Raw genomic sequence first — 23,180 nt, 5'->3', positions numbered from 1 at the left:
ACCATGCGTCTGATTGACCTGATTTCCCGAAGACAAACAGTGCGCTGATCAGTTTCCGGTGTCGTTCTTTCCGGGGACAACGCCGCCACATTTTACCATGAACAAAATTGATGTGTTTATGAAATCAAATCATTTCTACTCACGGATACGTTCAGGCATAAAGCTGCGATGACGATGACCACCACCGCCTGAGAGAGGCAGAAGCCAAACTGGGGATGCCATGCATCACCATTGTCCTCATTCTGGATTGGGGTGGAAAAGGGACACAGGACCACAATGATTCAGGACTCGACATTCAGTATCCATAGGCTCCGCTTCGATGAGAACTATCATCCTTCTGACAGGACGCGCCTTACGACCAATTTTGCCAATCTGGCGAGAGGGGAAAGCCGTCAGGAAAACCTGCGCAACGTGCTGCGCATGATCGACAACCGGTTCAATGATCTGGCGCACTGGGATAATGCCAACAGAGATCGCTACACTCTTGAACTTGAAATCGTTTCTGTCGAGATGGATCTCGCCTTTTCTGGCAAAAGCGGCAGCTTTCCTCTGATCGAAGTCCTCTACACAACAATTGTTGATAAAAACGCCAACAAACGGATAGAGGGCCTCGCCGGGAACAGTTTTTCCTCGTATGTGCGGGATTACGACTTCAGCGTGTTGTTACCGGCTTACAATAAAGAGAAAGCCGAATTCAGTGTCCCCCATAACTATGGGGACTTACATGGAAATCTCTTTAAAAGCGTTATGAACTCGTCTGCTTACAAGCAGAATTTCAAAAAACCGCCAGTCATCTGCCTCAGTGTTTCGACCAATCGTACCTATCATCGGACGGAAAATCAGCATCCTGTTCTCGGCGTTGAATATGAGCAGCGAGAATTTTCCCTGACAGACCAGTATTTTCAAAAAATGGGTATGCAGGTTCGTTATTTCATGCCGCGCAATAGTGCTGCACCGTTGGCCTTCTATTTTTTTGGCGATCTGCTGTCTGACTATTCTGCCCTTGAACTGATCAGCACCATCAGCGTGATGGAATCTTTTCAGAAGGTCTACCGTCCTGAAATTTACAATGCCAATTCTGCGGCGGCTGACTGTTATCAGCCAAGCCTGAATCATCAGGATTATTCAAACACCCGAATTGTCTACGACCGGGAAGAGCGGAGCCAACTGGCAACCGCTCAGGGAAAATATACGGAAGAAAATTTCATCTGGCCATATCACGATATCCTCGAACAGTGGTCTGCCAGTGACGCCGGCTGATCCATCAGAAAGACAAGGTCATCTCTCATGAAAACACTGCTCCCCACCTCAACGGCTGGTAGTCTGCCCAAACCCTCATGGCTCGCACAGCCTGAGACCCTGTGGTCGCCCTGGAAATTGCACGGAGAGGAACTGGTCGAAGGCAAACAGGATGCGCTACGCCTGACACTGGACGATCAGGACCGCGCTGGGATCGATATCGTCAGTGACGGTGAACAAACGCGTCAGCATTTCGTCACGACGTTCATTGAACATCTCAATGGTGTAGATTTCGAGAATCGCCAGACGGTCAAAATTCGCAACCGCTACGATGCGAGCGTGCCATCAGTCATAGGCGCTGTAACGCGCGAGAAGCCTGTTTTTGTCGAGGATGCGAAGTTTTTACGCACGCTGACGAAGAAGCCCATCAAGTGGGCGCTCCCCGGTCCCATGACCATGATCGACACGCTCCATGATGGCCACTACAAAAGCCGCGAAAAACTGGCCTGCGAATTCGCCAAAATTCTCAATCAGGAAGCGAAAGAACTGGAAGCGGCTGGTGTCGACATCATCCAGTTCGATGAGCCTGCCTTCAATGTTTTTTTTGATGAGGTCAATGACTGGGGCATCGCCACTTTGGAGCGGGCTATTGAAGGACTGAAATGCGAAACCGCCGTCCATATCTGCTATGGTTATGGTATCAAAGCCAATATCGACTGGAAAAATGCCCTTGGGGAAGAGTGGCGGCAGTATGAAGAGATCTTTCCCAAACTGCAGAAATCCAATATCGATCTGATTTCACTGGAATGTCAGAACTCCCGCGTTCCGATGGATCTGATCGAACTTATTCGTGGGAAAAAGGTCATGGTCGGCGCCATTGATGTAGCCACCAATGCCATTGAAACTCCAGACGAAGTCGCAAATACGCTACGAAAAGCCCTTCAATTTGTGGATGCCGACAAGCTTTATCCCTGCACCAATTGCGGTATGGCGCCTTTGCCGCGTAATGTGGCTCGCGGCAAGCTGGATGCTCTGGGCGCAGGTGCGGAAATTGTTCGAAAAGAACTCTCGGCCTGATAGGTAACTCTGCGGGTTTCTATCGTGGAGGGCAGGCCACAGGTCTTGCCCTCCACGATGCCAGAATTTCCGGAGACATTAGCAGTCTCGCCACGTCTTCCGCGCTGTATAAAGTCAGCGAGAAACGCCCACGATCCTTTATCATTTTCGTTCCAATCGGCCTGAGCTTGCCGTCACACGTCCATCTGATATGTTCCCGACTGGAAATTCCCAATGCATCCTGAAGAGTGGCTGGCGTGAAAGGACGTGTGCAGATGTCCTCCACCGTCGTGATGAGCTTTTCAATATCGCTCGCCCTCTCTGCCATAGGACAGACAGCACCGAGGATGTACCCGAACCGGCGCAGTCGTTTCCGACATTCCTGCTTTCGGCAGCCAATAATCCTGTGATTTCCCGAGAGAAAATCCACAAACCGCGTAAGGCGTTCACTCTTTGAGAGGGCCAGACGTTCAGGTGTCTGGAGATAAGACAGAATATCTCTGGCAAGGGCGTGGTGCATGGTTCGTTTCACTGTCTGAACAGCATATTGCCCGGATCAACGGAGCCACGGGTTCATACAACACGGACATCCGAACTGGGTTTCCTCATCCGGAACGCTGTCCTCCGGGGCATCGCATGCCAGAGAGGCTTCGTGCTGCTTCTCATCACGTGTCGTTTTGGGGGTCGGCACATCACCGAGCAAACAGGCCCCCTCGTCTTGTGTGTGATCATGCCTCATCGTCGGTTCCATAATAGAGCGTGCCAAGCTCGATCGGCGAACGCCCCTGACTGCGGCGATGAGCATTGGTATCACGCAGCGAATAGGCGCAGCCGCAATATTCCTGCTGGTAGAACTTCTCCTGTTTGCTGATCTCGATCATCCGCGAGGAACCGCCCCCTTTGCGCCAGTTGAAATCCCAGTAGGAGAGCCCTTCATAAGGAGATACGGCGCGTTGGCCGCAATCATTGATCTGCGCCATATTCTTCCATCGTGAAATACCGAGCGAACTGGTCATCACGGGGAAATCATGTTCATGAGCGTAAAGTGATGTGCGTTCAAAACGCATATCGAAGCACATGGTGCAACGGACACCGCGTTCCGGCTCCCATTCCATGCCTTTCGCACGAGCGAACCAGTTGTCTCTGTCATAATCGGCATCGACGAAGGGGATACCGTGTTTATCGGCAAACCGAATGTTTTCGTCCTTGCGGAGGAGATATTCCCGCTCGGGATGGATGTTCGGATTGTAGAAGAAGATCGTGTAGTCGATACCCGATGCGGTCATGGCCTCCATCACCTCACCCGAACAGGGTGCGCAGCATGAATGGAGGAGCACCTTCCTGTGTCCCTTCGGTGGGGTCAAAATCTGCCGGGGTTTCTCGCTCATTGGGGATTTCCGTTGTTTCCAAAAGGCCTGTCACATTATGAGATGCGTTCGTCTGCATCGGACGCATCCCAAGGATATGGGCAATCGCGTAAGTCAGACCAGCACGGTTGAGCGTGGAGACATGAAACTCGTTGAGTCCATGAGCCTGCAAAGTACGGATCTGCGCCACCGCCACCACACTGGCGACGACACGACGAAGTTCAGGATTGTTGGCAGTCCCTTCAAACAGATGCCTCAGCCATGCTGGCACCGTTACCCCGCACACAGCCGAAAAGCGCACGATCTGCTCGTAATTTGAAATCGGCATAATGCCAGGAATGATCGGTACAGTAATTCCGGCTGCCCGGCATCGGTCCAGGAAACGCAGGTAGATCTCAGTATCAAAGAAATACTGCGTGATGGCGCGTGTCGCCCCCGCATCGAGCTTGCGCCTGAGATTATCCAGATCGGCCTCCGGGCTTGACGCAGCAGGGTGGGTTTCAGGATAGGCGGCCACAGAGATATCAAAATTCGCGATGCGACGCAGACCGGCGACAAGATCGCTGGCATGAGCATAGCCCTCTGGCCGCGGAGTGTAATCCGCAGCGCCTGTAGGAGGATCGCCACGCAGGGCCACGATATGATTAACACCAGCATCCCGATAGCGACGGGCAAGGTCATCTACCTCCTCGAAGGTTGCGCCGACACAGGTCAGATGAGCTGCGGGAACAAGGTCTGTCTTCCGCTTCAGACGCAACACCGTGGAGAAAGTGCCGGCCTGCGTGGTTCCGCCCGCACCATAGGTGACCGAGACAAAACGAGGCGCAAGTGGCGCCAGGCGCCGGATGCAGTGCCAGAGCCGCTGTTCCATTGCGTCAGTCCTCGGTGGGACAAACTCGAAGGACAGGATCGGGACTGGAGCTTCGGAATTACGCGGCAACAGTCCGTCGATGCGCTTTTCTGACAGCCATTTGCTCAGCCTGTCTGCCATGTCAGTCGCAAATACTCACAGCATCCGACTTTTCTTTGAAAATTTCAGGCGAAAGGTTGAAGCTGCATTTCGATCTACAGTGAAAATGATCATGAGTGTCGATGGAGACCATGAGCAGCGTCCGTATGACTGATTGGTCCTTCATAATAGAAGTTTATAAAAATGAACTGAAATGATATATTTTTATGTCTATATGAATTTCGTGCATTTATCGGACAAAACATGGGCATTCTGGAACGCAGTCATCTGACAATCATTCAGGAAGTCGCACGGGAAGGTTCGCTGACGGCTGCCGGGGCGCGTCTGAACCTGACCCAACCTGCGCTCAGCCACTCTATCCGCAAGATCGAACAGCAGCTTGGCGTCAGGATATGGCGACGGGAAGGACGATCCCTTGTTCTTACTCAGGCCGGTGAATGGCTTTTGTCTCTGGCAAACCGTCTGCTCCCGCAATTTGAACTGGCGGAAAGCCGTATTGAACAATTCGCAAATGGCGGGCGCGGGACATTGCGCATCGGGATGGAATGCCATCCCTGTTATCAGTGGCTTCTGAAAGTCGTTTCACCTTACTTGGAGAGATGGCCAAAGGTCGATGTGGATGTACGACAGAAATTCCAGTTCGGCGGGATCGGCGCGCTGTTCAGTAATGAAATCGATATTCTGGTGACCCCTGATCCCCTGTATAAACCTAGTCTCAAATTCACACCAGTATTTGACTATGAACTGGTGCTGGCTGTTGGTCCGGAGCATCCTCTTCGGAAGGCAAAATTTGTTTTACCAGAGCAGTTGGCAGATGAAACATTGATTACCTATCCGGTTCCGTCTGAGCGGCTCGATATTTACACGCAGTTCCTGCAACCAGCAGGGATTGGACCCCGACAGCAGAAGCAGATTGAAACGACGGATATCATGCTGGTGATGGTCAGCCATGGAAGGGGCGTTGCGGCACTTCCTCGCTGGCTTGTGGAAGAATACGCCACACGCTTTGAGCTTTATCCGGTGAAGCTTGGAAAAAAGGGTATTGCGAAACAGATATTCCTTGGCCATCGGGAAACCGATGAAGATATTCACTATCTGCGGGATTTTATTGAATTCGCTGCGTCGCCTCGTCAGACCGTTTAAAAATATCACGTCCCTTTATTTTCTATTCCCGGTTTTTCTTGACGTAAGGAGCCTGAGCAGTCAGCGGTGAGGCCATGGATACCATCAGCCTCCTCGCCCTGCTCCTGACCCTCTCGGCAGGCTTCAGCATTCTCAACCACCACACATTGCGCGTCCCGGTGACCATCGGCGTTCTGGTCTTCTCATTGCTGACCTCGCTGCTGGTCATGATTCTGAACCCGCTGATCCCGGCCTATGATCTTCAGGCTCTTCCACGATCCGTGCTCGGAGCCATCAATCTGCCTGCGGCACTTCTGAACGGTGCCCTGTCGCTACTTCTGTTTGCCGGAGCCATGCAGGTGAATGTCGGACATCTGCGCGCAAAGCTGATGTCCGTGACTGCCCTCTCCATTCTGGGAACCGTTCTGGCCGTGGCGTTTCTGGCGGTCGCGGCATGGTGTGTTTTCCCTTTTCTGGGGCATGCCGTTCCCTTTACGTGGTGCATTGTGCTCGGCACCATTCTCGCCCCAACAGACCCGGTTTCGGTTGTGGGAATGCTGAAACGTCTGGGACTGCCGGGACCGCTACAGGCCGTTTTTGCGGGCGAGAGCCTGTTCAATGATGGGGTAGGTGTTGTCATCTTCGGTGTGACGATCGGGCTGGCGACTGGGGACAGTCAGGGAGTGGGAGCTTCGGAGATTGCTCTGAGCTTCTGCCGCGAAGCGCTCGGTGGGGGGCTTCTTGGAGCGGCAACCGGGTGGATCGCGCTTCGTGTGCTCAGGGAACAGCGGGATCCGCATATCGATCTGCTGACTTCGCTGGCGCTGGCGACCGGAACCTTCAGCATCGCCAACCAGCTTGGCATGTCCGGTGCGATTGCCGTCGTCGTGGCCGGTCTCTGCTTCGGAACCAGCTACAGCCATTCCGTTTTCGATGAAGTATCCCGCAAGGAACTCGACATCGCATGGACGCTGATTGACGAAGTGCTGAACGTGCTGCTGTTCATGCTCATTGGCTTTGAAATATTGGAGATCACGCCGCATCTGTTTACGGTGCTGGCGACGCTTGCCGTGATCCCGCTGTCCATTGCCGTGCGGGCATTGAGCGTTCTGTTTTCCACTCTTCCGGTTCATCTCCGACAATGGGAGCGGGGCCGTGTCCTCGGTATCCTGACATGGGGCGGCCTGCGTGGCGGCATCTCGGTTTCTCTGGCGCTTGGCCTGCCACCCGGAGACCTGCGCGACCTGCTACTGCCTGTTTGTTATGGTGTCGTGGTGTTCACCATCATCGTGCAGGGTCTGACCATGGAGCGGGTCGCCCGCAGGCTCTATCCGTCAATCACCTCCCGGTCGCAATAATGCCCTCCTCCCTTCTCCCGGTCTCGATTTCCGCCCGGCGGGTTCTCATTCTCGGGCTTGTCGCAGGCTATGTGGATGCCCTGAGTTTCGTCGATCTGGGCGGTGTCTTTGCTGGTGCGATGACCGGCAATACCACGCATATGGGCGCCTCGTTTATCAGTGGGAACTGGCACCATGGCCTGCTTCTGGTCGGTGTGCTGGGTATCTTTTTCCTTGCCGCCATCCTGTCCGGCCTGATGCGGCTGTTATGGTCGCCAGCTTACGGGGTCATGGTGATGACAATCTTCATGGTTCTGGCGCAGATCGTGCATGGATCGGCCCTGCGTTACTGGGGCGAATTTTTCGTGCTGCCAGCACTTCTGGCCGTGCAGGGCGAGACGATCGCGAAGTTCTCCGGCACGCCCATGCCCACGATCGTCGTGACAACAAACCTGCTGAAAGCCGCATCGGGAATTGCGGAATGGGTAGCGTCATGTCTGGCGCCGGACAGGAACACTCGCCCTGTCGCAGGAAGCATTTTTCTGCCGCTACTTTTGTGGGGGGCTTTTCTGGCAGGCGTGATGGCTGCCGCCATGGGGCTGGCCCTGCACGGAAGCTTTCCGTTCCTGTGGCCCGTCCCTTTCCTTGTTTTCCTATACCGGGATATCTGGAAAACGGAGCGCGCAGGGCAGGATGATAATTGAACACCCGATCCGGCAGCCCAGATCAAACACCGGACGTAACGCATTTATGATGTGCATCTGCCTCTCGGTCAGGTCGGGTTTTCATGCCTGACAGCCGACATTCCTCTTCCCCCCCATCGCAGTCATGATTTCCGGTAGGTGAAGAGAGCGCCGTGTTCCGGGATGAGGGGTTGGGTGTTTCTGCGGTCGGATGGGATCCCGCGTGGGAAGTGGTGATCAGAGGAAGAGGGTGGCTTCGCCTTCTGTGCCGAATAACCGGCATAAGAGGAGAGTCTCCCATGACCACCATCCTGTCCCCCGCGTCCCGTGGTGCCACTTCCGGCGGCTTCCGTATCGACCCGTCGCGAGGCGAACGGAGTGCCCGCGTCTCGTCCGAATGGTTTTCCCGCCCCGATGATGAGCGCTACCTGTCCCTGTCCGACCTGCATGCGGCCACGCTCACCCGTGCCGAGCGCGCCACCGCCCGCACGGTGGAAAGCCGCGCCATCCGCGTGGAAGCATCCCGCGACAATGCCGAGCGCCTGACCCTGACCGTACCGGGACAGCAGGAGCCGATTGTCCCCACACACTGGTCGTTCGGCCAGATGTCCAGTTTGGTCGGCGCGCCATCATCCTATCTGCGCAACCTTCCGGCTCCACTGGCAGCGATCAATCTCCAGCACGGCCTGCTGTCACACCGGGCCGAACTGGTGAAAACACTGGAGACCGAGGACGGCCGCGTCGAGCTACGCGCGGTCACCAGCCCCGATTACGGCCGCATCTGGGACCATGAACTGGTCGGCGCGGTGCGCAAAATCGCTGGCGACGGCACAGGGGATACCAACTGGAAGGTACCCGGCGTCATTGACTGGGCAACCATGACCCATAATCCGTACGTGGACATCACGAAGGAGACGACGACGCTCTACGCATCAGATCGCGATGTGTTTCTGTTCCTCGTGGACGATACACACCCGATTGAGGCCGGACGCCTGCCCAATGGTGACCCCGATCTCTATTTCCGGGGCTTCTATGCGTGGAACAGCGAGGTAGGCAGCAAGAGCCTCGGCATTGCCTCGTTCTATCTGCGCGGGGTGTGTCAAAACCGCATGCTCTGGGGCGTAGAAAATTTCGAACAGATCACGATCCGGCATAGCAAGTTTGCGGCCTCTCGCTTCGTGCATCAGGCGACCCCGGCGCTACGGAATTTCGCCACGGCCAGCCCGGCCTCGTTTGTCTCCGGCATTCAGGCATCCCGGCAGGCACTGGTCGCGAAAACAGACGAGGATCGGGAAAGTTTCCTGCGCCGTCGCGGGTTCTCGAAACCGGAAACGGCGAAGATTATCGAAACCGTGCTGCACGAAGAGGGCCGCAAGCCCGAGAGCGTATTTGATTTCGTGCAGGGGATTACCGCACTGGCGCGGACGAAAGCCAATCAGGACACGCGGCTGGATCTGGAAGAAAAGGCCCGCAGGCTGATGGAACGGGCTTCCTGAAAGCCGCTTTTCTTTATTTCCGCCAATACGTTTTTACAAGCCCGGCCCCTGCGCCGGGCTTTTTCGTTCCGGGAGTTTTTCCGATGGCTGATTTCTTCACGCATTTTTCCTGCGTGCTCGACGTGGGTACCGTGGACAATGCCGCAAAGGCGCTCGACCTCTACAATGAATTCATCGACGAACTGGCGGCGGAAGATCCACCGTCTGACGGTTTCATTCTGTCGATCGTGCCTGAATATGGCGGCACGAAACTCTGGATGCACGACGAGACAACCGGAGATCCGCAGCAGGTGGTGGAATTCGTGCTACGCTGCGCACGAGCATTCCGGTTGCGGGGCCGATGGGGATTCCAGTGGGCCAATAGCTGTTCACGTCCCAGGATCGGCGCCTTCGGTGGCGGTGCGCATCTGCTTGACCTTGGCAGGCGCAGGACGATTACATGGATGACCACCGATCGCTGGCTGGCGATTGCTCTGGACGGAGGTAATCCCGACACAGGAGGGCAGGGCGATGGCGGGGCATGATGCAGGCGATCTCGCCCGCCGTCTGGCGGAGAACGCGGAGGCGGTATGCCGTCGGTATCTGTCCGCCGGTCGCCGTCACGGCAATTACTGGCTGGTCGGCGATGTGCGCAACACGCCCGGTCGGTCGCTGTTTGTCCGGCTACATGACACCGCGAACGGCAGGGCCGGTAAGTGGACCGATGCGCAGTCCGCCGAACATGGCGATCTGCTGGATGTGATCCGCGAAAGCCTTGGTCTGCAGGATTTCCGCGACGTGGTCGACGAGGCGCGCGCCTTCCTCAGCCTGCCTCGCCCTGACCCGGTGCCGCCGTCACAGGACCGGCCTGCCCGTGAGCGTGGTTCCGCCAGTTCTTCCGAAGCGGCGCGACGGCTCTGGGCCATGTCCGGGCCGATCGCGGGTACGCAAGTAGAAGCGTATCTTCGCAGACGCGACCTTACGCTTTTGCACGGAACCGGAGCCCTGCGCTTCCATCCGCGCTGCTTTTACCGCCCCGACGAGGACAGTCCGACCGAGACCTGGCCCGCCATGATCGCCGCCGTCACCGATCTCGACGGCACGCTGACCGGGGTTCATCGCACCTGGCTGGCGGCGGACGGGCGTGGCAAGGCCCCGGTCGATCATCCGCGCCGTGCCCTGGGCGGACTGCTCGGCCATGCCGTGCGCTTCGGGGTGGCATCCGACGTGCTCGCTGCCGGAGAAGGCATCGAGACGGTGCTGTCGCTCCGTCAGGTTCTGCCCGATCTGCCGCTGGCCGCCTGCCTGTCTTCGGCGCATCTCGCTGCCCTGATTTTTCCGCCGCCGCTGCGCCGTCTTTACGTCCTGCGCGATGACGACCCGGCCGGGGATCAGGCGCTGGCGACGCTCGACGCGCGGGCCACGGAAGCCGGGATCGAACTGATCGGCCTGTCACCGCGTCTGGCGGATTTCAACGACGATCTCCGTGCCCTGGGACGCGGCGCGCTGCGGGCGATCCTGCATCCGCAACTCGCTCCCTCGGACGTGGCGCGGTTTCTGGAGAGCATTGGCACCTGAGCAGGCCGGGAAAGGGAGGTGAGGTTCATCATCTTTCCCGTATGGTGCGGGGCTGTCCTGTATCCGGATGGGGCGCGCCCTGGGCCTTTCAAGTGGGGAGCGGGCGTCAGCCGGGCCGGGCCTTCAATGGCGGGGCCGGCTATTTTCCGTCGCGCCCCTTTGGGGGCGCTTTACATCGCGAAGCAAAATAGCCGACCCCCTGCATCCTTCGCTGCGCTGCGGCCGCGCGCGAGCGCGCGGTTCCGTCCCGTCCCTGGTCTGCCGCTATCCGCCCCCGGAAAGGCCGCGAAGGGCGCGGCCGGTATCCCGGAGGACAGCCCCATGACCCGCGTGACAGACGATTTCGAACCCGCCCATGCCGCATCTCCGACCGCCCATGTGCTGGCGGAACTCCAGATGTATGGCTACCGTCCCTTCGAGGACGAGCCCGATCCAAGGCCGCTGCCCGAAGCTCCTCGTATCGGGGGTGCCGTCGCCGACATCTTCGACGCCATCGCTGCGACCCTGACCGAAACGCGGCTGGAGCCTGACCTCGAAACCCTGCTCTGGTCCACGGTCAACATCTTCCACCGCATGGTCGGCCAGGTCGAACGCGAGCTTGACCGCAACGAGCAGGCGCAGAAGAACAGTCAGAAAGAACAGGACGGCAGCGAGATCCGCTCGGTGGAACTGGAGCGGCTGATCGCCGAAGGGCTGACCCTGATCGAGCGCCGCAACGCCTACGAGATCTTCCGAGACGAGGCGCAGGAGCAGTTCGAGCGCCTGACGATGAGCGCGTGGCGTCCGAAGGTCGGTTCGCTGGTCTCCCGTCGCACCATGACGGCGTCGATGATCGACAGCCGCGACTTTCTCAACGCCCGCCGCAAGGCCGAGGGCGAATTGCTGGTCCCGCCCGGCCCCAGGGTCGTCGTGACCGGCGGTCTCGATTTCGACGACCATATCCTGATCTGGGACCGGCTCGACAAGGTCCGGGCCAAGCATCCCGACATGGTGCTGCTGCACGGAGGCTCGCCCAAGGGCGCCGAATTCGTTGCGTCACGCTGGGCCGATCATCGCGACATCGTGCAGATCGCCTTCAAGCCGGACTGGTCCAGGCACCGCAAGGCAGCGCCCTTCCGCCGCAACGACGCCATGCTCGACACAATGCCGATCGGCGTCATCGTCTTCCCCGGAACCGGCATCCAGGAGAATCTGGCCGATAAGGCGAAGAAGCTCGGTATCCCGGTCCTGCGGTTCGGGGGCGGTGCGTGAGCACCGTCTTCAGTCCGGGTCGCCCGCAACCGCGATCCTGGCGGCACGGGCATAGAAGGCCAGTTCGGTATCACCGGGAACCAGCAGGTCGAGCAGGCCTTTCATGTCCTGCATGTCCGAATAGGATTGAAACGGCCCTGGTTGCCGTTCGATCGCCAGCACTGCAATGGCGAGTGCTTTTTTGACCAGATGCAGTTCCCGTCCCCTGATTTCCGCCATGAGATTGTCTCCCTGAACAGCCCCACGATGCACGTTCTTGTGCCGGACGCCAGCATGATTTTCATTCCGTCGACAGACCATTTTCGCTATGATGGGGGTTGCGCCGTGGTGGTGGTGGCAGGCGCGACCGTCAGATCATGTCATCTTCACGGGAGCCGCCACCATGGTGATCTTCGCATCGTTCCTGATCGTCGCCGGCATTGGATTTTTCTGCTGGCTCATCTTCACGCTCGCGGTCTTCGCCTTGCCGTTTGCCGGCGGGCTGTATGCCGGGCTCTGGGCGTTCCATACCGGCGCCGGAGTGATCGGCGCCCTGATCGTCGGCGTCATGGCGGGCATTGCGACCTTCATGGTCGGCCAGATCGCACTTGCCTGCACCCCGTGGATCTGGCTGCGAGGGCTGATCGTCCTGCTCTATACCGTGCCCGCCATCATTGCCGGTTATAGCGCCACGCACGGTCTCGCCCAGATGATGATGCCGTCCGCTGTCTGGCAGCTCTTCTTTTCGGTGATCGGCGCGATCGCGGTCGGCATCACCGCGTTCGTCCGCTTTACCGGCATGGCCCCGCCCGAACCGGCCGACGGGAGCGTCGCGCGGGTCTGACCGCCTGTGCGGCAGTCGGCGGGCAGGCATGGATCAGGCACCGGCCTGTCTTTCCACGTCATCAAAAGGCGGGAAGCGATGGGCCGCGAAGCGCAGATGTGACGCGCTGTTCCTGATACGGTCCGCCTGTTGAAGCAACCGGACTGGCGCTCTGATTGCCCGCAGGCCGATCGCAACGGGGAAAGCCGGGCATGTTCTGCGAGGTACTGTCCGGGAACGGGCCGGTTCGGTTGGCTGGTATGGAGGGAGGATGACGCCGTCATTCTGGTTGTCGCCGGATCTCGTGTGCTGTGCGGGTCGCCATAGTCTCCGTGATGGATGCTCTGTCGGGCCGCGCACGCATGCTGCCTCTCAAGATGGCTGATCTAGCCGAAGGCCGGCTACGCCTCGATCGGCTATGGCGCAACAGCGGGCCATAATTTTTTTCCCCTGCCGGCTGCCTCGTCATTCCTCGCGAAACAAGAAAATTCCGTCCCGCCGTCCTCCGCTGCGCTTCGGTCCCTGCAGGATGCGCCGCCGCTCGCCTCCGTCTGTCCGATCGCCATCGAGGCCGCAATGGTGCGGGCTCGATAACAGAGATCACGGAGCAGTATCATGGCCACCATCGGCACCTTCAAGAAAGTCGGCAACGGGTATAACGGCGAGATCGTCACCCTCTCGCTCCAGACCCCCAACGTCCGTATCGCCCCCGAGACCACGCGCGCGAACGACAACGCCCCCAGCCACCGCGTCTTCGTAGGCAGGGTGGAGATCGGGGCGGCTTGGTCCCGGCGCTCCAACGAGGGGCGCGACTATCTGAGCCTCAAGCTCGACGATCCGAGCTTCAACGCCCCGATCTTCGCCAATCTCTTCGATGACGAGGACGGCGAGGGCTACAGCCTGATCTGGTCCCGCCCCAACGGCCGTCGCAACGGCGACTGAGACACCCGCGATCCCCGCCCGGCCGGTCCGGGCGGGGCCTTCGTGGTGGCGACCGGAACGGAAGGGTGGGCGTGGCTGATCGCCCGCGATCCGATCCGCCTGTCTTCGGGTGGGGCAGGGGAACAGGGCTTCCCTCAGTCTTCCCATTGTACCATGCCCGGCGGGAACCGCCTCAAGGACGCGCGGTCCCCCCAATTTTGCCCGAGCCGACCTGCAGGCCGTCCCGAACAAAATCGGCTCCCCCGCGCGCCGGCGAGCCGGTCGCCTGCGGCGATCCCTGACCCGGCTCCCGCGTGCATGAGGCGGAGTCCTGTCTTCGAGAAACGAAAGGAGCAGGACGATGACCACGCTACACGACCAGATCCAGATGCTGCGCGCCGAACTCACCAGCTTTCACCTGAGCCGGGGCGAGCGGACGCAGATCGAGCGTGAGATGAAGCGGGCGACCGCGGAACTGGCCCGCAAGGGTGCCACGGAAAGGGAGGCTCCCGCGTAAGGCGGGGGTTTTCTTGCATGGTCGCCCGCGCCATTGGAAATCCAGATGCCGATTCCCCTTTGCCATCATCCTGAAAGAACGATATTGAATCGCTCTAACGCGACTATTATAGTCGTATTTCTGGTGTGTAATCCGAGCATGTCGGATGTGATCATGGATGATCACCGGCCGACAGGTAAGGGCGGCACGGGCACTCCTGAACTGGACACAGGAGATGCTTGCTGAAAAGGCCCTCGTAGCATTGACCGCACTCAAGCGCCTCGAATCCGAGCGCGGTCTCGGTGTCCATGAGGGTACGACCGACCAGGTCCGCCGTGCGCTGGAGGCGGCGGGCATCCTGTTCATCGAGTCCGGACAAGGGCGCGGCGTCATGTTTCTTCACGAGACTTCCGGCACCCAAACGCGGCAGGCTAGGGCGCGTCGCGTTCGTTCTCCGACCTGATCGGACCCATCATGCAGAAGCCACCGCTTGACCCGTCCGTCGCCGACAGTGCCCCGGAAGCGTCCTGTCTCACCGGCTACGACGAACAGCATCTGATTACCTATCTGCGTCTGCTGGACGCCGAGGCCGACGGCGCGGACTGGCGCGAGGTCGCCCGGATCGTGCTCCACCGTGACCCGGCGACCGACCCTGAGGGCGTCCATCGCTGCTGGCACAGTCATCTGGAGCGGGCGCACTGGATGACCGAGCATGGCTACCAGCATCTCCTGCGCGGCGGCGCGCCCCACTGACATCCTGAATCGTTGCGTGGCCTGCAAGACCTGTTGCAGGTGCGGGGCGTAGCGGGCAGCGGGACGGTCTGGCATGCTCTCGCGAGCAAGTGCTTGCCCTGTTCCCACCCGTTACGCATCGGAGACGACGCCATGAGCCGCGCCAACTGGCAGTCGGCGAGCGCGTACGAGGGCCTGCGGTCGCTCGACGCCCCTGCCTTTGCCTTGCAGTTTGTCAGCCGTAATCGCGACTTTATCCGCGATCGTGCCGCCCTTCAGCGCGCCGCGCGCCGGGCCGCGCTATCCGCAACAGACGCCGAAGCCTTCGCCCGGCGCTGGGGGTTGCGATTTCGAGAGTGTCCGCACGGTCCTCAATCCGTGTACCGCCCGCTGGACTGTTGCGGTATCGCCGGCCGTGATTGCGGTTGTCCGCCTGCCGACAGCACTGGCTGACGCGGCGTATCATCCGGTCTCCCTCGCTCGGGCAGAACTGCCGCCTGATATGGCGGGAGAAGTGCTGGTCGAGCAGGGGGAGATGATCCTGCGGCTGTACGTCTTGCCGCCTGACGGGGCTCAGCTCGGCGTGCTCCTGCCGCTCGACGCGCTGTTCGAGGTGCGTGTCCAGGCCGCCCTGCGGCTCTGGCGCGTGCTGATGGATCGGCGTCCCGGTCGTGATCCGGCCTGCCTGTCATCCGATCGCATCCGCAGGCTGATTCTGGCGCTCCGGACGCTCGATGGCCTGGACGACGGGGTGTCGCAGCGCGAGATCGCCGGCGTCCTGTTCGGTCGGGAGGTTTCTGCAGGGGACTGGCTCTCCCATGATCTGCATTTCCGCATGAAACGGCTGGTGCGTTTTGCGCGGGGACTGACTGACGGAGGATATAGGCGCCTGCTACTGCACCCGTTTCGGGGACGATAGTGGATGATGAATGTCTTGTAGGGCCGGAAGAACAGAACAAGGAGGCTGATAGTATCCATGGCCTCACTTGCTGGCCGCTCCGGTGCTTTGTGTCGAGGAAAACCGAAAATGGTCCGCTATTGGAGACGCGTGACGGTTCGTTGAAAAGAAGAAGTGAGGCTTCAGATACATAAGGAGAAAATAGTCCATTCCTGAACATTATACGTCAAAAGATAACGTTGACACGAGCCATCGCATGTTTGCATCGGGAATGTTTCTGCAGGGGCAGTTATTTTGTAATCGAATACCGCAACCCAGATATGGAAAACCTGCCCGGAAAAATTGGCCTGACGGCGAATTTTTCCGGACATTTATTCGAAGTTTATCAGGTGGTCAGGAGCTTTTCACTGGTCAACCGCATGACGATGCCATGCCGGAGCGCATGCAAGCCCTCGATTTCAACTTCAATGTCGCGAGCCTTGAGTTTGGATACGATCTTCTCAATCATAGCCACCGAGGTCACGTCCCAGAAATGGGCGTTGTTCAGCCTGATGACGACCCGGCGCGCATTAGTCCTGAAGTCGATCTGATCGTGAAGAAGGTCAGACGAAGCAAAGAAAACCTGTCCCTCAACCTCGTAGATATCCGTACCCTCTTCTCTGATCTTTTTGACGTGCATCAAATGCGTCACAGACCAGGCAAAGAACACACCACTGAGCAGAACACCGACAAGCACACCTAGAGCCAGATCCGAGGATGCGACAGTCACGGCAACGGTTACGACCATGACGAGGCTTGAGAGCTTTGGAAAACGCGCAAGATCACGCAGGGACGACCACGAGAATGTGCTGATTGAGACCATGCACATAATGGCGACAAGAGCAGCCATTGGAATGCGGGCGACATAAGTATGCAGCATGACCATCAGAAACAGCAGGAAAGCGCCGGCAGTAAAGGTCGACAGACGTCCTTGACCGCCGTACCGAAGATTGCCGACTGTCTGCCCTACCATACCGCACCCGGCGATGCCGCCGAACAGTCCTACAAACACATTCGAGACACCAAGACCTACGCATTCCATTCTGGGATCACCGTGCGTGTCGGTCTCATCATCCACGACACCTGCTGTCATTAGAGATTCAAGGAGGCCCACAGATGCCATCGCAAGGGCATAGGGAAACACAATTTTCAGTGTGGCCAGATTGAATGGTACGTGGGGGATCGTAAAAGCAGGAAGGCCTGTCGGCAGCGTGCCCAGATCAGAGACAGTGTGCACCGGCATTGGATACCACATCGTGATGCCTGTCAGAACTACGATACAGATCAGGGGCGACGGTATCAGGGTTGATATCCGTGGCATGAGATAGATGATGGCAAGCCCAAGGGCAATCAGTGCATACGTGTGCCACGTCACATGAAGCATTTGTGGTAACTGTGCCGAAAAGATCAGGATCGCGAGAGCATTCACAAAGCCGGTGCGGACCTCAGCCGATACGAAGCGCATAATGACCTGAAAGCCAAACGCACCGAAAATGATCTGTAGTCCGCCAGCCAGTAATGTCGCGACGAGAAGGTATTGAAGCCCGTAGCTATGCACGAGGGCCGCGGCTACGAGGGCCACGGAACCCGCCGCCCCTGAGATCATTCCCGGGCGGCCACCGGTGATGGAAATGGCGACGCTAATGACAAATGACGCGAAAAGGGAGACGGCGGGAGAGACGCCGGCAACGTAGGAGAAAGCAATGACCTCGGGAATGAGGGCGAAGGTGCCGACCATTCCGGCCAGCACTTCGCGCAGCGGGTTATAAGCCCACTGCGACCGATAAGTCGCAAAGTTCATGGCGTTTTTTCGAAACCTCTCTAGGTAGTAAGCACGCTCAATAAGGTTTCGTCGTATTGTGGCCCGACGCGGCAATGGTGCTTGCAGGGTAGTCAGGTCGTGAGGTCGATGCAACCCGAGAAGACAGACCAGCAAACACAACGTTGACTGCTGCAATGGCGTGATCGTCTTGTGAGGACCGACATCCCAACGTCCCAGAACGTATGGACTGTAGACCGCTGCCCCACTGTTGAACCCGGCTTTCTTTCTCTGTTGGCTGAACCGGACGGCGATACGATGCAGTAAGCGGTCCAGGCCCCATGTCCTTGGCTACTGGGTCATGGGGCCCGGCATGGGCTAAGTTCGCAATTTGCTGAGAGCAGACCATATGGCATGGGTTATGGTTCAGAAACTGGCAGACTGGCTCGTGTCATCGCAGCATGATGTCCGCTTACCGAAACCTTCAGCAGAACTTTGTATGATTAGGACGAGGGCGAAAGCCGAAATCCAGTTGGTTCGGTCGCCCGGTTCGAGGCGGCCGCGTCGCCATCTCCCGCCAGCCAAGGACCGATCTCACCCCCGGCGAGATCGGTCCTAGTCCCGGAAGACCCGGTTCCGCCACGCTGATCCCTGCTGGCCGCATCTGTCCCGCGGCCCCAGACAGCGATCACGGAGCCTTCTCATGTCCGCCAATTACAGCGACCTGCCGCCGCGCTATCTGCGCACGCCCGACGCTTCGCGCTTCGTCGGGCTTTCCATTCGCACTCTGGAAAAACACCGGATCTACGGCACCGGCCCGCGCTATTCGAAGCTCGGCGGCCGCGTGGTCTATCGGGTCGACGAGTTGCAGGCCTGGGTCGAGAGTGGGGCACGCGCCCACACCTCGGATACCACCGCTGGCACCGTGCCCGCGGCCGCACGGCAAAGCCCGCTGATCCCGCCGACCTCACGCGGGAACCGCCGCTGATGTCCCCGACCGGCAGAGCGCGCTCCGAGCGCGAGCAACTGGAACTCTTCCATGCCATCGCAGGAGATTTCGCGCCTCGTGATGCCCAGGATCTGATGGCATTCCCGTTCTTCAGCCTCGCCAAATCCCCTCGCATGGTCCCGATCGATTACCGGACCCCGGACGTCACCATCCGCGTCGAGGCGTCCGCCGAACATGGCATGGCCACGATCTGGGATGCCGACGTGCTGATCTGGGCTGCCAGCCATCTCGTTGCCGCACGCGACGCCGGTCGGCGCACGTCGCGCCTGATGGTGGCCAGCCCGCGCGAGATCCTGACCTTCATCGGCCGGGGCGACAGTGCGCGGGATTATGAGCGGCTGGAAGCGGCGTTCGATCGGCTGCAATCCACCACGATCAAGACCTCGCTCCGGCAGACCGGAAAGGGGCAACTGCACCGCTTTTCCTGGATCAACGAATGGAAACGGCACACCGAGCGGGAAGGGCGTACCCGTGTGATCGAACTGATCCTGCCCGACTGGTTCTACCAGGCCGTGCTCGATGACGCGCTCGTGCTGACCATCGATCCGGCCTATTTTGGCCTTACAGGCGGTCTGGAGCGCTGGCTTTATCGCATTGTACGCAAGCATGGCGGTCGCCAGCGTGCGGGCTGGGCCTTCGGCCTGCGCCATCTCTACGAAAAATCCGCCAGCCTTTCCCCGTATCGCCGCTTCGCCTTCGAGCTACGCGAAATGGCGAAGCGGCAGCCCTTTGCCGGCTATCGGCTGTCGGTGCGCCTCGACCGTAACGGCAATGACACGCTGGCCTTCGCGCCTGTCAAATTGTCCACAGGAGCCTGTGGACAGACTGTGAATCCATCCGTGCTATCAGTTGTGGATTTATCCGTGCCTTCACTGCCACGGCATCCGTGCTATCGTTTGCGGAAAACGCCGAATCACGACGTTGAATCAATTGGTTATGGCACCCTTAACTTAGAATCTAACTTAAAAGAGTCTAACTTTAAGGATGTTGGCCCCCCTTCCGATCCGTGGATAAGCCCCGGAGAGGGGGCATGATCGTGGCCCTCCTCAACCAGAAGGGCGGCGTCGGCAAGACGACGCTGGCGTTGCATCTCGCGGGCCAATGGGCTCGGGAAGGCCGGCGCGTGACGGTCATCGATGCCGACCCGCAGGGCTCGGCGCTGGACTGGTCGGCGCAGCGCGCGCGGGAAGGACTGCCCCGGCTGTTCGGCGTGATCGGGCTGGCGCGCGACACGCTGCATCACGAAGCTCCGGCACTGGCTCAGGGGGCGGATCACGTCGTGATCGACGGTCCGCCTCGGGTGGCGGCGCTGCTGCGCTCCGCCCTGCTGGCGGCCGACCTCGTGCTGATCCCGGCGCAACCCTCCCCGTTCGACGGCTGGGCCTCAGCCGAAATGCTGCGGCTGCTGGAAGAGGCGCGCCTCTTCCGTCCCGGCCTGCTGGCCCGCTTCGTGCTCAACCGCTGCGCCGCGCGCACGGTCATCGCCCGCGAGACCCGGTTGGCGCTCGCCGGGCATGAACCGGCGGCATTGTTGGCACGGATCGGCCAGCGGGTCGCTTTCGCCGATGCTGCGCGTTCCGGCCGCCTGGTGTGCGATCTTCGTCCGCAGGGGATTGCCGCCCGTGAAATCGCCGCCCTGACGGCCGAGATCGGGGGGCTGGTATCATGACCCTCCTGACCGGCGACAGCGCGCTCCTGATGCCCTGGCACGGCCCCTACGACATGATCCTGGTCGACCCGCCCTATGGCGATACGTCGCTCGCCTGGGATCGGCGCATGGTGGACTGGCCCGGCAAGGCACTCGCCGCCCTGAAACCGAGCGGCTCGCTCTGGGTCTTCGGCTTCCTGCGGAGCTTTCTCGCATCCAACGCGGCATTTCGGAATGCGGGCTGGAAGTATGCTCAGGAACTGGTCTGGGAGAAGCAGAACGGTTCCAGCTTCCATGCCGATCGCTTCCGGCGCATGCATGAACTGATCGTCCAGTTCTATCGCGACGATACGCCCTGGCGTGCCGTCTACAACGTGGTTCCGACCACGCCCGACGCGCGGGCACGCATGGTATGGCGGAAACACCGGCCGCCCCACATGGGCCGGATCGATGCCGGTCATTACGTCAGCGAGGACGGTGGCCCGCGCCTGATGCGCTCCGTAATTCCGGTCCGCAATGCGCATGGCCGCGCCATCCATCCCACCGAAAAGCCGGTAGCCCTGCTGGAGATCCTGATCCGCACGAGCTGCCCACCGGGTGGCCTGGTGGGTGACTGGTTCGCCGGCTCTGGTGCGGCGGACGTCGCCTGCCGGCTGACCGGCCGGCGCTACGTCGGCTGCGAGATCGATCCTGTCATGGCGCAGAAGGCGCGCGACCGCATCGCGTCCGTGCTGCCGCTCGGCGAAGGGATTTCGCCATGACAGAACGTCGCGTGCGACCCGGTTTCGCGTCGCGTCCCGCCGACCCGGAACGCTGGGTCAGGATGCCGGAGAAGCCTACGACCCCCAACCGCTTTACCGCCCGGCTGACCATCGACGTCACGCCGGCGCTGCGTGCCCGCCTCAAGGTCGCGGCGTTCCAGCGCGGCATCACGGTCGCCGACATGCTGCGCGCGCTGCTGGCCCGCGAGTTCTCGGATACTTCTGGAGATGTGCCATGAACGCCACCCTCGCTCATGTCGAACTGACCTGGATTGAGAAGCGCATCGAGCACTGGATCCGCTTCGGCTCTGTCGCCCATGAGCAGATTCTCGATCGTCGGCGGCGGATACTGAGCTTTCCGCCGGACAGCGTGTTCGCGTTCCTGCGCTGGGCGGCGAACGATTACGGCACGGTGGTGTCCTGCATCGACATCGTGCGCGTCACCCGTTCCGACGAGCCGTATCAGACGGTGCCGTTCGTGCGGCCCGGTGGTGAGAGTCTGCTGCGCCAGAGCGGCTGGCCGAGGGTCCGCCTGGTGCTCGAAGCCGTCGATCGTATCGAAGCTATCGGCATTGATCCCGTCGATGTCGCGCCGGAACATTGGCGACATCTGCACAATCGGATGCTCGCCGGGCAGGCACCACGTCCCTACACGCGCGACCGCCATCAGGCCTGGCTGCGCCGGAGGGCGGTATCATGACGCGCTTCGGCTGGTTCTTCACCACCTATTTCGCAATACTCGGTGTTGGCACGTCAGTGGTGATCCATCCGGAGCCCCGGTTGATCTGGAACGCCACTGCCAGCACGCCGATTGGGCTGTACCGCCTGCAATCGGTAAGCATCCTGCATGTCGGCGACCTGATCGCGATCCGACCCTCGACAGACATTGCCACGATGCTGGCGCACGGCGGCTATCTGCCCCTCGGTGTGCCGCTGCTCAAGCCGGTTGCCGCACTGCCGGGACAACGGGTCTGTCGCATTGGTGCTGCCGTCACGGTCGACGGCAAGCCGCTCGGCGATGCATTGGCCCGCGATCATCGCGGCCGTCCATTGCCGGTCTGGCAAGGCTGTCGGCACGTCCTGCCCGGTCAGGTCTTCGTCATGAACGCAGCGGTCCCGACCAGTCTCGACGGACGCTATTTCGGCATCCTGCCGGTCGATGCGGTGCTTGGCCGTGCCCAGCCACTGTGGCTCGTGCCGTCACCGATGTCTCCCACCCCCAATCAGAAAGGAGGCTGACATGGCCCAGATCGGAACTTTCACGCGCACGGCTGACGGCTTCGCCGGTCGCCTGCGCACGCTCGCCCTCGACGTCGAACTGACGATCGTGCCGGCGACTTCGTCGGACGCCGAGTATGCGCCCGACTATCGTGTCCATCTCGGCGACGCCGATGCCGGACCGGAGGTGGGTGCGGGGTGGAAACGCACCGGCGAGAAGGCGGGCACTTACCTCTCGCTGGTTCTCGACGACCCCATGCTGGCGCAGCCGATCCGCGCCAATCTGTTCCAGTCCGATCGTCAGGGGCGCGCCTTCCATCTGGTCTGGAGCCGCCCGGTGAAGCGTGATGACCGGCGGTAAGGCGGCACTCCGGCTGCTCGGTGTCGTGCTTTCGGTCGTCGTTTCCATGACGATATCGGGGCATGTCGCGGTCGCCGATCCATACGCTGACATGATCGCGGAAGCGGCCAGACGCGCGCAGATTCCAGCTTCATGGATCGCCGCCGTGCTGCACGCGGAGAGCCGAGGCGATGCGCATGCCGTGTCGTCGGCGGGCGCGATGGGGCTCATGCAGGTGATGCCCGGCACATGGTCCAGCCTGCGCACGTCGCTCAGCCTTGGCGAGGATCCGTTCGACCCCCACGATAACATTCTGGCCGGTGCGACCTATCTGCGGTGGATGCGCGACCGCTATGGCGAGGCCGGGTTCCTTGCCGCCTACAATGCCGGTCCCGCGCGCTATGACGAGCATCTGGCGACCGGCCGACCGTTACCTGCCGAGACGCGGAACTACGTCGCATCCGTCAGCGCGCAGCTGG

The 23,180-nt window shown here is 60.0% G+C and carries 28 protein-coding genes and 1 pseudogene; 25 read left to right on the top strand and 4 right to left on the bottom strand.

Translation table 11 applies throughout. The features are described 5' to 3' along the window. Positions 1-276: 276 nt before the first annotated feature. Both HKD31_RS14885 and HKD31_RS14880 read left to right on the top strand, forming a co-directional pair. Positions 277-1,260: a DUF1852 domain-containing protein gene (locus tag HKD31_RS14885; RefSeq protein ID WP_034931884.1), complete on the top strand. Its 984-nt coding sequence runs from the start codon at positions 277-279 to the stop codon at positions 1,258-1,260. Between the two features lie 27 nt (positions 1,261-1,287). Then, positions 1,288-2,316: a methionine synthase gene (locus HKD31_RS14880; RefSeq protein WP_034931883.1), complete on the top strand. Its 1,029-nt coding sequence runs from the start codon at positions 1,288-1,290 to the stop codon at positions 2,314-2,316. Positions 2,317-3,023: 707 nt separating this feature from the next. On the opposite strand, the gene HKD31_RS14875 is transcribed toward HKD31_RS14880, so the two are convergent. Continuing rightward, positions 3,024-3,590 (bottom strand): epoxyqueuosine reductase QueH, encoded by a 567-nt coding sequence (locus HKD31_RS14875; protein ID WP_255520479.1) that lies wholly within the window; start codon positions 3,588-3,590, stop codon positions 3,024-3,026. A 4-nt stretch (positions 3,591-3,594) separates the two neighbouring features. Next, positions 3,595-4,653 carry a methylenetetrahydrofolate reductase [NAD(P)H] gene (gene metF / locus HKD31_RS14870; RefSeq protein ID WP_034929943.1) on the bottom strand — a complete coding sequence of 353 codons (1,059 nt, stop codon included), beginning with the start codon at positions 4,651-4,653 and terminating at the stop codon, positions 3,595-3,597. Positions 4,654-4,875: 222 nt separating this feature from the next. Here metF and HKD31_RS14865 point away from each other — a divergent pair, with 222 nt between their 5' ends. The 7 genes from HKD31_RS14865 (at position 4,876) to HKD31_RS14835 (ending at position 12,078) form a co-directional block, all read left to right on the top strand. Further along, complete coding sequence (locus HKD31_RS14865) at positions 4,876-5,775, top strand: LysR family transcriptional regulator (RefSeq protein WP_034929940.1); 900 nt, start codon at positions 4,876-4,878, stop codon at positions 5,773-5,775. A gap of 74 nt (positions 5,776-5,849) precedes the next feature. Continuing rightward, entirely contained in the window at positions 5,850-7,112 is a 1,263-nt protein-coding gene (locus HKD31_RS14860) for a cation:proton antiporter (RefSeq protein WP_034929936.1), read from the top strand. Further along, a complete protein-coding gene (locus HKD31_RS14855) occupies positions 7,112-7,795 on the top strand; it encodes a YoaK family protein (protein WP_034929933.1) in 684 nt (227 codons plus the stop codon). The genes HKD31_RS14860 and HKD31_RS14855 overlap by 1 nt, the downstream gene beginning before the upstream one ends. A 278-nt stretch (positions 7,796-8,073) precedes the next feature. Then, positions 8,074-9,270, top strand: a complete 1,197-nt coding sequence (locus HKD31_RS14850; RefSeq protein ID WP_034931909.1) for a hypothetical protein — start codon at positions 8,074-8,076, stop codon at positions 9,268-9,270. Between the two features lie 83 nt (positions 9,271-9,353). Further along, positions 9,354-9,794, top strand: coding sequence for a hypothetical protein (locus HKD31_RS14845; protein ID WP_010517909.1), 441 nt, complete (start codon positions 9,354-9,356; stop codon positions 9,792-9,794). After that, positions 9,781-10,827, top strand: coding sequence for a DUF7146 domain-containing protein (locus HKD31_RS14840; RefSeq protein WP_034931912.1), 1,047 nt, complete (start codon positions 9,781-9,783; stop codon positions 10,825-10,827). The genes HKD31_RS14845 and HKD31_RS14840 overlap by 14 nt, the downstream gene beginning before the upstream one ends. A 321-nt stretch (positions 10,828-11,148) precedes the next feature. Beyond that, positions 11,149-12,078, top strand: a complete 930-nt coding sequence (locus tag HKD31_RS14835; RefSeq protein WP_010517906.1) for a DUF2493 domain-containing protein — start codon at positions 11,149-11,151, stop codon at positions 12,076-12,078. A gap of 9 nt (positions 12,079-12,087) precedes the next feature. Here the strand turns inward: HKD31_RS14835 and HKD31_RS14830 are convergent, their stop codons facing one another. Continuing rightward, positions 12,088-12,297 carry a hypothetical protein gene (locus tag HKD31_RS14830; protein WP_010517904.1) on the bottom strand — a complete coding sequence of 70 codons (210 nt, stop codon included), beginning with the start codon at positions 12,295-12,297 and terminating at the stop codon, positions 12,088-12,090. 163 nt (positions 12,298-12,460) lie between these two features. On the opposite strand from HKD31_RS14830, the gene HKD31_RS14825 reads away from it, so the two are divergent. From HKD31_RS14825 to HKD31_RS16145, 7 genes and pseudogenes are all read left to right on the top strand, one after another. Next, on the top strand, positions 12,461-12,901 hold the full coding sequence (locus tag HKD31_RS14825; protein WP_029329809.1) for a hypothetical protein: 441 nt from the start codon (positions 12,461-12,463) through the stop codon (positions 12,899-12,901). A gap of 594 nt (positions 12,902-13,495) precedes the next feature. Further along, positions 13,496-13,822: a DUF736 domain-containing protein gene (locus HKD31_RS14820; protein ID WP_034931914.1), complete on the top strand. Its 327-nt coding sequence runs from the start codon at positions 13,496-13,498 to the stop codon at positions 13,820-13,822. A gap of 340 nt (positions 13,823-14,162) precedes the next feature. Further along, positions 14,163-14,318 (top strand): hypothetical protein, encoded by a 156-nt coding sequence (locus tag HKD31_RS14815; RefSeq protein WP_167331797.1) that lies wholly within the window; start codon positions 14,163-14,165, stop codon positions 14,316-14,318. A gap of 214 nt (positions 14,319-14,532) precedes the next feature. Continuing rightward, positions 14,533-14,760, top strand: a complete 228-nt coding sequence (locus HKD31_RS14810; protein ID WP_456303495.1) for an XRE family transcriptional regulator — start codon at positions 14,533-14,535, stop codon at positions 14,758-14,760. An 11-nt stretch (positions 14,761-14,771) separates the two neighbouring features. Next, positions 14,772-15,050 (top strand): DNA -binding domain-containing protein, encoded by a 279-nt coding sequence (locus HKD31_RS14805; RefSeq protein ID WP_010518070.1) that lies wholly within the window; start codon positions 14,772-14,774, stop codon positions 15,048-15,050. A gap of 132 nt (positions 15,051-15,182) precedes the next feature. Next, a pseudogene (locus tag HKD31_RS16150) lies at positions 15,183-15,323 on the top strand (transcriptional regulator domain-containing protein); the annotation flags it as partial. Next, complete coding sequence (locus HKD31_RS16145; protein WP_228120875.1) at positions 15,262-15,948, top strand: DUF2285 domain-containing protein; 687 nt, start codon at positions 15,262-15,264, stop codon at positions 15,946-15,948. The pseudogene HKD31_RS16150 and the gene HKD31_RS16145, both read left to right, overlap by 62 nt. 364 nt (positions 15,949-16,312) lie before the next feature. On the opposite strand, the gene HKD31_RS14795 is transcribed toward HKD31_RS16145, so the two are convergent. Next, positions 16,313-17,767, bottom strand: a complete 1,455-nt coding sequence (locus HKD31_RS14795) for a SulP family inorganic anion transporter (RefSeq protein WP_034931915.1) — start codon at positions 17,765-17,767, stop codon at positions 16,313-16,315. A 661-nt stretch (positions 17,768-18,428) separates the two neighbouring features. Here HKD31_RS14795 and HKD31_RS14790 point away from each other — a divergent pair. The 9 genes from HKD31_RS14790 to HKD31_RS14750 form a co-directional block, all read left to right on the top strand. Beyond that, entirely contained in the window at positions 18,429-18,713 is a 285-nt protein-coding gene (locus HKD31_RS14790) for a helix-turn-helix transcriptional regulator (RefSeq protein ID WP_034930475.1), read from the top strand. Beyond that, entirely contained in the window at positions 18,713-19,768 is a 1,056-nt protein-coding gene (locus tag HKD31_RS14785) for a replication initiator protein A (protein ID WP_034930472.1), read from the top strand. The genes HKD31_RS14790 and HKD31_RS14785 overlap by 1 nt, the downstream gene beginning before the upstream one ends. Then, positions 19,765-20,403 (top strand): ParA family partition ATPase, encoded by a 639-nt coding sequence (gene parA / locus HKD31_RS14780; protein ID WP_034930470.1) that lies wholly within the window; start codon positions 19,765-19,767, stop codon positions 20,401-20,403. The genes HKD31_RS14785 and parA overlap by 4 nt, the downstream gene beginning before the upstream one ends. Further along, positions 20,400-21,143 (top strand): DNA-methyltransferase, encoded by a 744-nt coding sequence (locus HKD31_RS14775; protein WP_034930467.1) that lies wholly within the window; start codon positions 20,400-20,402, stop codon positions 21,141-21,143. Before parA ends, HKD31_RS14775 begins: the two co-directional genes overlap by 4 nt. After that, the gene (locus HKD31_RS14770) at positions 21,140-21,382 is read left to right on the top strand and encodes a ribbon-helix-helix protein (protein ID WP_034930465.1); all 243 of its coding nucleotides are present in this window, start codon (positions 21,140-21,142) and stop codon (positions 21,380-21,382) included. The genes HKD31_RS14775 and HKD31_RS14770 overlap by 4 nt, the downstream gene beginning before the upstream one ends. Continuing rightward, positions 21,379-21,843, top strand: a complete 465-nt coding sequence (locus HKD31_RS14765) for a DUF2840 domain-containing protein (protein WP_053323591.1) — start codon at positions 21,379-21,381, stop codon at positions 21,841-21,843. Before HKD31_RS14770 ends, HKD31_RS14765 begins: the two co-directional genes overlap by 4 nt. Then, positions 21,840-22,382, top strand: coding sequence for a S26 family signal peptidase (locus HKD31_RS14760; RefSeq protein ID WP_034930458.1), 543 nt, complete (start codon positions 21,840-21,842; stop codon positions 22,380-22,382). The genes HKD31_RS14765 and HKD31_RS14760 overlap by 4 nt, the downstream gene beginning before the upstream one ends. Before the next feature lies 1 nt (position 22,383). Further along, entirely contained in the window at positions 22,384-22,722 is a 339-nt protein-coding gene (locus HKD31_RS14755) for a DUF736 domain-containing protein (RefSeq protein ID WP_034930454.1), read from the top strand. Further along, positions 22,709-23,180, top strand: a 472-nt coding sequence (locus HKD31_RS14750) for a lytic transglycosylase domain-containing protein (protein ID WP_194265618.1), incomplete at its 3' end; no start/stop codon positions are given. The genes HKD31_RS14755 and HKD31_RS14750, both read left to right, overlap by 14 nt.

The organism is Gluconobacter potus (genome assembly GCF_015244705.1).
Classification (GTDB): Bacteria; Pseudomonadota; Alphaproteobacteria; order Acetobacterales; family Acetobacteraceae; genus Gluconobacter; species Gluconobacter potus.
This window is presented reverse-complemented; position numbering and strand designations above follow the sequence as displayed.